The sequence below is a fragment of the Candidatus Poriferisodalis sp. genome (assembly GCF_965262965.1).
Classification (GTDB): Bacteria; Actinomycetota; Acidimicrobiia; order Acidimicrobiales; family Poriferisodalaceae; genus Poriferisodalis.
Map to the genome: position 1 here is coordinate 428,916 of NZ_OZ253573.1, position 12,006 is coordinate 440,921.

Here is a 12,006-nt window from a genome sequence, read left to right on the forward strand (position 1 = left end):
GTCACTGGCTGACCCTTGGTGTCTGCGTTTCGCTGACACTCTGTGTTTCGCGAGCACTCAGGGCGCCTCCGAGCGCTGCACCCAATGCCGCAGAGAGCTCACCAGCCTCTGAGGCCAGCACTCGGGGTCGTGTGGCCGTCGAGCGACCGATCAGCATCTGGGCCAGTGCGTCACCCACGGGATCTGCCAGCAGGTCCCAGTCTGTGCTGAGCCCGCCTCCGATCACCACCAATTCAGGATCGGTGAGCATGCACAGGTTCGAGATGCCCAGCGCGAGCCACCAAGCGAACTCAACCAAGACGTCGCTCGCAGCAGCATTACCCTGTCGGGCCGCAGCGGTCGCCGAGGGCCCCCGCTCGGCGGCTCCGAGCCGTTCCTGGGCGAGCCGGTCCAGCGCCGAACCCGAGGCATACATTTCCCAGCAGCCGCGGCGTCCGCAGTTGCACACGCGCCCGTTGGCCTCGACGACCATATGGCCTGGCTCGCCAGCGAGCCCGGCAGCGCCACGGAGCACTTCTCCGTCGAGTATGAGTGCGCCGCCGATGCCGGTACCTACCGCCACCATGAGCCCGTGCAGGATGCCGCGAGCGGCTCCGAAGGCCAGCTCCCATCGGGCAGCGCAGTTGACCTCGTTGTCGAGGATGACCGGCATGCCGAGGCGTTGCGCGAGCTGTTCGCCGATGTCAGCACCTTCGACACCGGTGACGTTGGGCGAGATTGTCACGCACCCGTCGTTGCCGATCAAGCCCGCCATGCCCACTCCGACAGATGCGACATCGCAACCAGCCGCCAGGCGGCTCACCATCTCCGCCAGAGTCTCGACGAGTGCGCGGGCGCCTTCGGGCGTGCTCTCGCGTATCGATGTCAGCAGTGCCCCGTCACCATCGGTTGTGACACCGAAGATCTTGGTCCCGCCAACGTCGAAGCCGAGATGCAACTCCGGTGTCGCAGCGCTCGATGCCCCGACCGGTGCCAGTTCGCTCGTTGACATGTTTGCTGCGACGCTCGTCAGACGGTGACGTCGCAGCCGTGCATGCGTCTGCGAAGAACTAGAGCTTGCCCAGAACCGCGGAGCAACTCGACACTTCGATCCCACCGCCCGGCTCTAGCTCGAGCGCCGTCACCGTGCCGTCCTCGATGACCGCTGCATAGCGACGCGAGCGAGTGCCCAGACCGGATCCGGAGCCGTCCATGACCAGGCCCATCGCCTCGGCGAACTCGCCGTTGCCGTCAGCGGCCATCTGGATGCCCTGCGCACCATTGGCTTGCGCCCAAGCGTGCATGGTCCAGGCGTCGTTCACCGAAACGCAAACGATCTTGTCGACGCCCTTGCCGGCGAGCTCGTCGGCGCCTTCGACGTAACCAGGCAGGTGCACGTTGGTGCATCCCGGGGTGAATGCGCCAGGCACTGCGAACAGCACCACTTTGCCGCTGCCCAGCATCTCGCTGGACTGCACGGGCGCGGGCATGCCGCTTTCATCGAGCACTCGCAGCACTACGTCCGGAATCTGTTCGCCGACCTCAATCGCCATATCTCTGCTCCGTCCCCTTCTGCCTTCTCAGGCCGTGTCTGCCTTCTCAGGCCGTGTTTTTCTTCTCACGAAGTGTGACTCGCAGCGTATCCGCGCCGTTGGCCTGCGGTCTGACCGCAGGCTCCGGGGACGAATCAGCCGCTGCGCTTGCTGTCCGCTGTCTGCAGCTCGACGTCGGTGATCCATCGCAGCAGGTCGCCGTAGTCGGACATCGCTGGCAGATCCGGGTTGGCCTCGACAAGCGTCGGCGGGCAACGGAACAGGCTTGCCGCATGCGCAGAGCGCAGCATCGTGAGGTCGTTGTACGAGTCGCCGACTGCGGTCACGTGATAGTTGAGGTCACGGTACGCCTGCACCGCGAGCCGCTTGGCATCGTGCACCCGCCGGCGCCATCCCAAGATGCGGTCATCGGCCACGTCGAGGCGATGGCACAGCAGGTGCGGGTAGCCCATCAGCTCGAGAAAATGGTCATCGAATTGCTCGAAAGTGTCTGACAGCAGTACCACGACCCACCGATGCCGAAGTTCGTCGAGAAACTCCCGCGCCCCGCCAAGCAGCGGCAATTCGGCGATCACCGAGCGGATCTGCGACAGCGAAACGTCGTGTGCTGCGAGGACGTCGAGGCGGTACTGCATCAACGCGTCGTAGTCGGGTTCATCACGGGTCGTACGCCCGAGTTCGGCAATGCCGGTGCCCTCTGAGACGGCGATCCAGATCTCGGGTGTCAGTACACCCTCCATGTCCAAGGCAATCACGCGCTGCACGAGCGCCGATTCTCGCACGCCGCGGGCGCTTGTCCACGAATCGTCGCCCCACCAAAGGAGCGACACGTCCCCAATGTCGTCCGAGAAGCCGGTCCGGGGCCCGGACACGCCACGGAGCATGGCAAAGTTTCTAAGCTATTTTAGATATTCAATGCGGTCCAGCGCCGCGAAGACCAGCGAGCGAGGCCCTCATGAGCATCGACACCGACAACATCGAGTCAACATCGCTCGCAGAGATCTTCCTGCCGGAGATCGATTTTGATCCCGACGAGCTGCGGGACCGCTACCGGGCCGAGCGCGACAAGCGCCTGCGCGACGATGGCAACGAGCAGTACGTCGAGGTGGTGGGCGACTTTTCGAACTACGTCGACGACCCGTACACCGAGCGCGTCGAGCGAGAGCCGTTCTTCGACGAGGTCGAAGTTGCGATCATCGGCGGCGGCTTCGGCGGCCTGCTGATGGGCGCCCAGCTGCGCAAGGCGGGCTACGAGAGCATCCGAGTCATCGAAAAGGCCGGCGACTTCGGCGGCACCTGGTACTGGAATCGCTACCCCGGAGCGATGTGCGATGTGGAGTCGTACTGCTATCTGCCGCTGCTCGAAGAGCTGGCGTACATGCCGAAGCACAAGTACTCGTTCGCGCCGGAGATCTTTGGGCATTCCAAGGCCATTGCCCGCCACTTCGGGCTGTATGACAACGCGTGCCTGCAGACGTCAGTGTCGCAGATGCGTTGGGACGACGATGCGGCCCAGTGGATCATCTCGACCGACCGTGGCGACCGCATGCGTGCCCACTACGTCGCGATGGCGAACGGTCCCCTCAACCGGCCCAAGCTGCCGGGCATCGGTGGCATCGACTCCTACGAGGGCCACACGTTTCACACCAGCCGATGGGACTACGACTACACCGGCGGGAACTCCGAGGGCGGCCTCGTCAACCTGGCTGACAAACGAGTCGGCATCATCGGCACGGGTGCTACCGCCGTGCAGTGCATCCCGCACCTGGGCGAATCTGCCAAAGAGCTGTATGTGTTCCAGCGCACGCCGTCGTCGATCGACGTGCGAGACAACCGCGAGACCGATCCGGAATGGGCTGCGTCATTGGCGCCCGGCTGGCAGCGCCGGCGCATGGAGAACTTCAACGTCCTCGTGAGCGGGGGGAACCAGGACGAGGACCTGGTATCGGACGGCTGGACCGACATCTTCCGCAATCTCACCGGTATCGCCGCCAAGACCGCAGCCCGCAAGGCTGGCCGCCGTCTCACCGGGCGTGAGAAGGGCGAGCTCATGGAGCTGGCCGACTTCCAGAAGATGAACACGGTGCGATCGCGGGCCTCCGAGATCGTCGACGATGCCGAGATCTCCGATGCCCTCAAGCCGTGGTACCGCCAATTCTGCAAGCGTCCCTGCTTCCACGACGAATACCTGCCGACGTTCAATCGGCCGAATGTGCATCTCGTCGACACCGACGGCCGCGGAGTAGAGCGCATCACCCCGCGCGGCGTTGTTGTTGGCGGTACCGAGTACGAAGTGGACTGCATCGTGTTCGCGACCGGCTTCGAGGTCGGCACTGCGTACACCCGACGTGCCGGCTACGACATCATCGGCCGGGGCGCACAGACGCTCTCGGACAAGTGGGCCAATGGCGTCAAGACTCTCCACGGCCTCACCAGTCATGGGTTCCCGAACTGCTTCTTCTTGGGTTTCACGCAGACCGCTGTGACCGTCAATGTGCCCCACGCGCTGTCCGAGCAGGCAGCACATGTCACCTACATGCTCGACGAGGCCGCCGAACGGGGCTGCACGCGCATCGAGCCGACTGCCGAAGCCGAGCAGTGGTGGCAGGAGGAAATGGCCGACAAGGCCCGCCTCGGCGTCCGTTTCTACGAAGCATGCACGCCCGGCTACTACAACAACGAGGGCAAGCTCGGGAACCCGAACGGCTTCTTCACTGCCATGTACGGCGCCGGTCCGATCAAGTTCTTCCGCATCCTGGACGAGTGGCGTTCAATGGGTCGCCTCGAGGGCATCGACCTAAGCTGAGCGGCAGGGCGATTTCCCGACATCAGCGAAAGCAGACTCGAGACGTCGCCCCCCGAACACGGACCTCTGCGGGGAGGCTGGACATGGCAAAGCCGATCAAGATGGCCCACGCCGTCTTTCGCACCGACGACATCGAGCGCCTCCAGTCGTGGTGGTGCACGGTGCTCGACGCCAAAGTCGTCCACAACGGCGGATTCATCTCGTTCATCTCGTACGACGACGAGCATCATCGGCTGGCTTTTGTGAACCGTGGCCAGCCCGGTCGGTACGACTCTCGCCAGGGCACTCTCGAGCACATCGCATACTCGATGGGCAGCTTCGGCGACCTCCTCGACCTCTACGAACGCCTCAAAGCGGCAGGCATCATGCCGGTGCGGACCATCAACCACGGCCCCACCACGTCGATGTACTACGCCGACCCCGACGGCAACGGTGTGGAATTCCAGATCGAGAACTACGCGACGATGGCCGAGTGCATGGACTTCATGCGCTCGGAGACCTTCGAGGCGAACCCCATCGGCGTGGAGTTCGACGCCGACGTGCTCGTCGAGCGCTTTCGACGCGGCGACCCGCTCGAAGAACTCGTGAAGCAAGGCTCCGCACCGGCACCGGTGGGCTGAATCGGTGAGCAACGTCCATCGCAACACCTACATGAGCGACGAGCTGCAGGCGATCTACGACCAGACAGTTGCGTTCGTGACCAACGAGGTCACCCCGATTGGCGATGCCTGGGAGGAAGCCGGCCAGGTCCCGCGTGAGATCTACAAGCGGATGGGCGAGCTGGGGATGTTCTCGCTGCGGGTGCCTGAACGCTGGGGCGGGTTGGGCCTCGGTCCGCTCGCGTCGGCGGCGTTCTCCGAGGCGCTCGGCTCCTCGACCTACGCAGGCTTCGAAGCGAACGTGCTCGTGCACACCGACATGGCCTTGCCCCACCTGTTGAACGCTGGATCCGAAGAACAGCTTGAGCGCTGGCTGCCGTCGGTCCAGTCCGGCGACACCATGTTGTCGATCGGCGTGACCGAGCCCGACGCCGGTTCCGACGTGGCAGGGCTGCGCACCACTGCGGTCCGCGACGGTGACGGCTGGCGGCTGAACGGCGCCAAGACATTCATCACCGGTGCCGTGTACGGCGACATGACCGTGCTGGCGGCTCGGACCGACCCCGACAACCGGTACGGGATCTCGATGTTCCTGGTCCCAGCGCAGACCGAGGGCTTCGAAGTGGCTCGCAAGCTCGACAAGCACGGTTGGCGCAGCTCGGATACTGCCGAACTCGTGCTACGTGATGTGTGGCTGTCTGACGATCACCTTCTGGGCGAGAGGCATCGTGGCTTCTACGCCACGATGCAGAACTTCCAAAACGAGCGCATGGTGATCGTCGGCATGGGCATCGGCGCAGCTCAGGTTGCCATCGACCTGACCAACGCCTACACCCAGCAACGCAAGGCCTTCGACGCCACGCTGTACGACCTGGGCGCAATCCGTCAGCGCATGGCAATGAATCAGGCCAAGGTCGACGCAGTGCGCGCCTCGATGTACCACGCCGCCTGGCTCAAGGAACAGGGCATCGACGCCATCAAGGAGATGTCGGGCGTCAAGGCGCTCGGTGCCGAAGTCGTGAATCGGGTCATGTACGACTGCATGCAGTTCCACGGCGGCATCGGCTACATGCGGGAGTCGACCATCGAGCGAATGTGTCGCGATGCACGCCTGCTGCCCATCGGCGGCGGCGCCACCGAAGTCATGCTCGAAGAGGTCGCAAAGCGCAGCTACGTCAATACTTGAGCTGAACTGCAGTTGCGTCTCTGCGCTCTGAGTCGGCTCGTCTCAAGCGTCCGATAATTCGGGGAAGTAGTTGACGTAGAAGCCGCGGTCTCGTGTCAGGAAGAACTCCGCCGCGATGACGGCATGAGCGCCGATTACAAAATCCGTGATGATTCGCTGCCGCGGTCCGCCGATCCGGCGGTATCGCTGCCAACGCAGACCGGCCTCATATGCGATGTCTCTCGTGGTCGGAGATGGCGTCACGTTGATCTCCTGCAACGCCCGGTCCAGGATGACCCGATCGTCGAACGCCGGAACGAGTTCCGCATACACGATGTCGCAAATGATGACCGCACCTTCGTCGTATGCCCGTCGCAATCGCTCCAGCGATTCAAGGCCGTGCCGTTCATCGCCTCCGAAGACATCGAGCAGAACGTTGGTGTCTACCGCGGTGATCACCGTCCGCGGATCTCCTCGATGTACGCGTCGGTGCTCGTGACGCCGCTCAATATGGCATACACCCTCTCAACCGGGTGCGGCCCCACCGTGCGTTTGTGGATGAGTAGTCCCTCATCGGTGGGGGTGATCTCTACCTCGACGTTGTGGTTCAAGCCGAAACGATCCCGCAAACGCTTCGGAATCGTGATCTGACCCCGCTCCGATATGTGCATGTCTCGACCTTCTCGCCATCTCAAATACGACTATTGACATATGACAATCTGATTCAGTAATTCATACTATCGTCGTTGACGAAACTTCACGCGGCATCATGCCGATCAAGGGCCAACCCATCCAACTCATGCCCGACCTATCCGCCAAACACAACTGCGTCGGCGACTGGACCCAAGAAACTGACGCTGCAATGCTGGAGTTCTCACATCAACCCGCGGCATGGGTCTTGCGAGCTTCAGTACGGCGAGGGCGCAGGTCGCTGAAGCCTGCCGCGGAAGCACAACATCGGCATTCTGGGCTTGAGCCGGACCGGCCACGAAGAGCGGAATTCCTACAAGGGCGACAATCGACAACACACGAAGGACACGACCCACGGCCGCGCAGATTGGCAAACCTTGGATCTGGCAAGCCGATTGCCGCCTGACCGGGTGGCGAAGATCGTCACCGACGTGTGGACGGCCGCGACGCTGGGACTCTTAGCGGGATTCGAGCCAGTCGCGCACAGCGCCGGTGAACCTCGCGGCTGGGGCGCCGTCGAAAGCTCGGTGATCCCAGGTCAGCGAGAGGGTGAGCACCGGGCGGGCCTCGGGGCTGCCACTTGACCAGTCGGTCTCAGTGCGGATGCGTCCCACGCCCAAAATGGCGGTGTTCGGTGGGTTGATGACCGGCGTGAAGGCGTCCACGCCGAACATGCCGAGTGCGGTGACCGTGAACGTGGCGCCCTGGAAGTCGTCGTAGCCCAACCCTCCGGAACGCGCTCCGCCGGCAAGGCGCTTCGTCTCTGTTGCAATCTCGCTCGGGCTCAGACGATCTGTGTGGCGGACGACGGGCACGAGCAAGCCATCGTCAAGCGCGACAGCGAGACCGACGTGGATGTCCCCCAACAGCGCCACGGCATCGGCGGTGACTTGCGAATTGACCCTCGGATACACCCGAAGGGCGGCGGCGGCCGCAGCCACGACGTAGTCGGTGTAGCCCGGCACGGCCGCATCCGGGGCTTCTCCGCCGGGGTTGCCGGTGGCGTCGTCGCCGGCGCTGCGGGCAATCTCGACCAACGCGGCCCGTTCGGCAATTACGGCGCTCATGTCGACGTCCATGGTGAGAGTGAGCTGGGCCATCTCCCGAAGCGAGGCAGTCATGCGCTCGGCAATCACACCCCGCATGCCGCGCAGCGGGACCTGCTCGGTGGGCGTCTGCGCAAGCGGTGGTGCCTCGTCTGCTGGGGCAGGCTTCGGCTCGAGCGTGGCGGGTATCGGCGCGGCACCCGGCACCGGGCCTGAAAGCTCGGGCGCGGGGGCGTCTGCGGTCGGGCTCAGGCGGGACAGCAGCGTCCGGACATGCGAAGCCACATCGGCGCGTGAGATACGTCCGTCGGCGGAGCTGGCATGCACAGCGCGAAGGTCCACGCCGAGCAGGTCGGCGAGTTGTCGGGCTGCGAAAGTCGCAGGTGGCGGCACTGGGATACCCGGACCTGGGATACCCGGACCTGGGATACCCGGACCTGGGATACCGGGACTTGGCACAGCCAGTCGTTGCACATCTCCCGTTGCCGCTGGAGCTGTTTCACCCGGGGCCGGAACAGGCGGCGCGTCGAACGCAGCCTGCACGTCTCGTTCGGTGATGCGCCCATTGGGACCGCTCCCGGCGATGATCCCCAACTCCACACCGAGTTCTCTCGCCAACCGCTTGGCCGCCGGAGATGCCAGGACACGCTCCCCAGGTGCACGTGCCACCGCCGCAGCAGCCGCCGCCGGCGCCGCGGTCACAGCCGAGCCCGTGATCGAGGACCCCAACGGCTGCGAAGCATCCCCGGGCGGGCCAGCAGCCACCTGAGGCGGGGACTCCCCCGGCTCCAAGAACCACCCGATCCGCACACCGCAGGCGTATTCCTCGCCGACCTCGCCGCTGTGAGCCAGCACGCCGCTGCCCGAAGCCTCAATCTCGGTCTCCACCTTGTCGGTCTCGACCAGCACGACAGATTGGCCAGTATCCACTGGCGTGCCGTCAGGCACCAGCCAGCGCAAGATCGTGCCCGACTCCATCGTCAGACCCAGCTTCGGCATCGCAAACTCGGTGGCCATCGGTGTCCTCTTGCTCAGCCGTCCGCAACAGCAGGCACGAACCGATAGCGCCATCGCTGCAAAACCGCAACAGCTGCGCTCACGTCGATCACCCGCGGACCATCCGGACGGACGGTGACCTCAGCCCTCTCCCCTCGGCTCAGCACGATCTCGCGCTCCCCGTCGAGCGTCAGCACACCGGGACCCCGCAGCGTGACCGGCTGGTCGAATCCCACCTGCTCGCAATGTTCAATGTCAATGTCGGAATAGCAGCCGGGCATCACCGCCGCCCGGATCAACAGGCTCCCCTGAGCGCTGCGCGACGCACACCCCAACCGAACATGAACTCCGCCCGCCTCGTGCCGCCCCAGCGGGGCGACGGCCGCTGCAATCGCTGACAGCCCCACCGATGCCGGCTCGGCGATGGCGGCGACGATCTCGCTCACCGATGCCGATTCCCACACAGCCCGTGCGCCCACAAAAGCGCCCCGCACCAGACACACATCGACCAGCGCTACATCGCAGCCGCCACTCGACGCCAGCGTGATGTCGATGATCTTTGCCTGCGTTGTCACCTCCGCCGCAGCCCCGAGACCGCTCGCCACCGCTCCTGCAGCGAAGCCGACAACCGTGGCTTCCAACTGCTGTGGGAAGACGTTGTTGGTGCCAACCGCCAGCGGTACCAGAGGCACATTTCTCCAGCCTTTGGCTACATCGCGCTGGGTGCCATCACCGCCGAGCGCGATCACTGCTCCCACACCCAGCTCACAGAACCGTGCCGCGGCCAACTGGGAGTCGCGGCCGGTGTGCCAGCCGTGCGGCTCCAAGACCTCCACCGGTCCCGAGGCATCAAGTCCCGCCAGCGCCCGGTCCCCCAGTCGCGCCCGATCGCCGCTGATCAGCACCCGCTCCGCTCCGCCCTCGAACGCGCCCACCACAGCACGGCGGATTGCACCGATCTTGACGGCGTCTGAGACCGGTGTGGCTCCTGAGGTGAGCCTTCTTAGGTCCTTGCCGGCCAGCGGATTGGCAACGATGCCGACCGTCGGGCCGACAGCTTCACTCACGCGGCCGCGAGTGCTCGGATTCGCTCGCCGATCAGCTCGGCGTTGGGCACCCATTCCTTCTCGAGCACGGGACTGAATGGCACCGGGCTGAACGGTGCGCCGATGCGTTCGATCGGAGCATCGAGATAGTCGAAGGCTTGCTCTGCAGTCTGCGATGCGATCTCACCGCCGAGTCCGCCGAATCGGACCGCCTCATGCACGACTGCAACGCGATTCGTCCTGTGTGCAGATTCGATGACGGTGTCCATATCAAGCGGTTGCAGCGTGCGGAGATCAATCACCTCGCACTCGATCCCTTCGGCCGCCAGCGCATCAGCAGCCGATGTGGACTCGTGCACCATCCGGCCGTACGTCACCACGGTGACATCGTCGCCGGGCCGCACGATGCTGGCCGAGCCCAACGGGACTTCGTACACGTCGGTGGGAACGTCGCCGCGCAGGCCCAGCAGCCGCTTGTGCTTCACGAACACCGTCGGGTTGTCGTCACGGATGCACGAGATGAGCAGGCCCTTCGCGTCGTACGGGTTCGACGGCATGACCACCTTGAGGCCCGGAATGTGGCACAGCATGGCCTCGAGGCTCTGACTGTGCTGAGCCGCGGCCGACAGCCCTGCTCCGGCACTCGTGGTGATCGTGAGCGGCAGCGTGGCCTTGCCGCCGAACATGTACTTCAGCTTCGCCGCCTGATTTACGATCTGATCCATGGCGACGAGGATGAAGTCCATGAACATCAGGTCCACGACCGGCCTCAGGCCGCTGACTGCCGCGCCCGTGCCGAGACCCACGATGGCCTGCTCGCTGATCGGCGTGTCAACCACACGCATATCGCCGAAGCGCTCGTTCAGCCCGCGGAACGAACCGAATACTCCCCCGGCTTTACCGACGTCCTCACCGGCCACGAACACATTCGGGTCGGCTTCCATCATCTGTGCGAGCCCCTCGGCGAATGCGGCTCCGTAGGCGATGCTGCGCCCTGAGGCACCGACAGGGGCATCGACAGTGGCGGTCATGATGACGCTCCTGAGTAGGTAGCTGCGGTGAGATTCGCGCCGGTGTAGACGTCGACCAGCAGATTGTCCAGGTCGGGCAGCGGACTCTCTTCGGCGAATGCGATCGCCGCTTCGATGTCGGCCTCGGCGGCGTCATGAACGGCTTGAGCACCGCCGGCATCGAGCACACCGGCTGCCGCCAGCCGGTCTTCGAACAGCTCGATCGGGTCCCGTTGCTTCCACTCGGCGAGCTCGTCGTCGGTGCGGTATTTCATGCCCAGCGTCTGCACGCCGTGGTGGTTGTAGAAGCGGTATGTCTTGGCCTCGATGAACGAGGGTCCTTCACCCCGACGGGCCCGGCTGACGGCCTCTTTGGCTGCTTCCCATACCGCCACCACGTCCATGCCGTCCACGATTGCCCCGGGCATGCCATACCCGGCTGCTCGGTCCACCACATCGGTGATGGCCATCGTGCGTTCACGTGGCGTGAACTCGCCGTACTCGTTGTTCTCGCAGACGAACACCACCGGCAGCGACAGTGCCGCCGCCATGTTGGCGGCCTCATGGAAGGCCCCGATGTTCGAGGCGCCGTCGCCGAAGAACACCACCGAGACCCGGTCGTTGCCCCGGTACTTGTTTGCGAATCCGGCGCCGACGGCGATGGGCACACCGCCGCCCACGATGCCGTTCGCACCGAGCATTCCCAGGTCGAGATCGCAGATGTGCATGGAGCCGCCCTTGCCCCCGCAGTAGCCCGTGGCCTTGCCCATCAGCTCAGCCATCATGTAGCCGTAGTTGCCTCCCTTGGCCACCAGATGCCCGTGACCCCGATGGGTCGAGCTGATCTGGTCGTCGTCGTCGAGGTTGGCGCACACCCCTGAGGCAACCGCTTCCTCCCCCACGTACAGGTGCAGGAATCCCGGCAGCCGGTTCTGCTCGGCCAGCCGCCCGGCAGATTCTTCGAAATGGCGAATGCGCACCATGCGTCGGTGTAAATCCAGCAGTACTTCTGGGCTCGGATCCATGCGTGCCCCCTCGGAGCGGTATCGGCGCGCCACACACTAGTTCCGCGCCTTCGAGCCGACCGTTGCCGCTGTGACAGGTGCAGCAACGGGA

At 64.6% G+C, this 12,006-nt stretch carries 12 protein-coding genes; 3 read left to right on the plus strand and 9 right to left on the minus strand.

The features are described from left to right. Position 1: 1 nt before the first annotated feature. The 3 genes from ACQY5K_RS02080 to thrH all read right to left on the minus strand — a co-directional run bounded on the left by ACQY5K_RS02080 (position 2) and on the right by thrH (position 2,404). Entirely contained in the window at positions 2 to 991 is a 990-nt protein-coding gene (locus tag ACQY5K_RS02080; RefSeq protein WP_428119619.1) for an ROK family protein, read from the minus strand. Positions 992 to 1,049: 58 nt separating this feature from the next. Further along, on the minus strand, positions 1,050 to 1,532 hold the full coding sequence (locus ACQY5K_RS02085) for a peroxiredoxin (protein WP_428119621.1): 483 nt from the start codon (positions 1,530 to 1,532) through the stop codon (positions 1,050 to 1,052). Between the two features lie 134 nt (positions 1,533 to 1,666). Further along, on the minus strand, positions 1,667 to 2,404 hold the full coding sequence (thrH, locus tag ACQY5K_RS02090) for a bifunctional phosphoserine phosphatase/homoserine phosphotransferase ThrH (protein ID WP_428119623.1): 738 nt from the start codon (positions 2,402 to 2,404) through the stop codon (positions 1,667 to 1,669). A gap of 83 nt (positions 2,405 to 2,487) precedes the next feature. Between thrH and ACQY5K_RS02095 the strand changes: the two genes are divergently transcribed. The 3 genes from ACQY5K_RS02095 to ACQY5K_RS02105 all read left to right on the plus strand — a co-directional run bounded on the left by ACQY5K_RS02095 (position 2,488) and on the right by ACQY5K_RS02105 (position 6,123). Next, entirely contained in the window at positions 2,488 to 4,338 is a 1,851-nt protein-coding gene (locus ACQY5K_RS02095; RefSeq protein WP_428119625.1) for a flavin-containing monooxygenase, read from the plus strand. Positions 4,339 to 4,421: 83 nt separating this feature from the next. After that, entirely contained in the window at positions 4,422 to 4,958 is a 537-nt protein-coding gene (locus tag ACQY5K_RS02100) for a VOC family protein (RefSeq protein ID WP_428119627.1), read from the plus strand. Positions 4,959 to 4,962: 4 nt separating this feature from the next. Then, the gene (locus tag ACQY5K_RS02105) at positions 4,963 to 6,123 is read left to right on the plus strand and encodes an acyl-CoA dehydrogenase family protein (RefSeq protein WP_428119629.1); all 1,161 of its coding nucleotides are present in this window, start codon (positions 4,963 to 4,965) and stop codon (positions 6,121 to 6,123) included. 42 nt (positions 6,124 to 6,165) lie between these two features. Here the strand turns inward: ACQY5K_RS02105 and ACQY5K_RS02110 are convergent, their stop codons facing one another. The 6 genes from ACQY5K_RS02110 to ACQY5K_RS02135 all read right to left on the minus strand — a co-directional run bounded on the left by ACQY5K_RS02110 (position 6,166) and on the right by ACQY5K_RS02135 (position 11,915). Continuing rightward, positions 6,166 to 6,561: a type II toxin-antitoxin system VapC family toxin gene (locus ACQY5K_RS02110; RefSeq protein ID WP_428119631.1), complete on the minus strand. Its 396-nt coding sequence runs from the start codon at positions 6,559 to 6,561 to the stop codon at positions 6,166 to 6,168. After that, entirely contained in the window at positions 6,558 to 6,773 is a 216-nt protein-coding gene (locus tag ACQY5K_RS02115; RefSeq protein WP_428119633.1) for an AbrB/MazE/SpoVT family DNA-binding domain-containing protein, read from the minus strand. Before ACQY5K_RS02115 ends, ACQY5K_RS02110 begins: the two co-directional genes overlap by 4 nt. Positions 6,774 to 7,250: 477 nt before the next feature. Next, positions 7,251 to 8,855 (minus strand): 2-oxo acid dehydrogenase subunit E2, encoded by a 1,605-nt coding sequence (locus ACQY5K_RS02120; RefSeq protein WP_428119635.1) that lies wholly within the window; start codon positions 8,853 to 8,855, stop codon positions 7,251 to 7,253. A gap of 14 nt (positions 8,856 to 8,869) precedes the next feature. Continuing rightward, the gene (locus tag ACQY5K_RS02125; protein ID WP_428119637.1) at positions 8,870 to 9,901 is read right to left on the minus strand and encodes an NAD(+)/NADH kinase; all 1,032 of its coding nucleotides are present in this window, start codon (positions 9,899 to 9,901) and stop codon (positions 8,870 to 8,872) included. Beyond that, positions 9,898 to 10,911 carry an alpha-ketoacid dehydrogenase subunit beta gene (locus ACQY5K_RS02130; protein WP_428119639.1) on the minus strand — a complete coding sequence of 338 codons (1,014 nt, stop codon included), beginning with the start codon at positions 10,909 to 10,911 and terminating at the stop codon, positions 9,898 to 9,900. The genes ACQY5K_RS02125 and ACQY5K_RS02130 overlap by 4 nt, the downstream gene beginning before the upstream one ends. Next, positions 10,908 to 11,915: a thiamine pyrophosphate-dependent dehydrogenase E1 component subunit alpha gene (locus ACQY5K_RS02135; RefSeq protein ID WP_428119641.1), complete on the minus strand. Its 1,008-nt coding sequence runs from the start codon at positions 11,913 to 11,915 to the stop codon at positions 10,908 to 10,910. The genes ACQY5K_RS02130 and ACQY5K_RS02135 overlap by 4 nt, the downstream gene beginning before the upstream one ends. Positions 11,916 to 12,006: the final 91 nt, after the last annotated feature.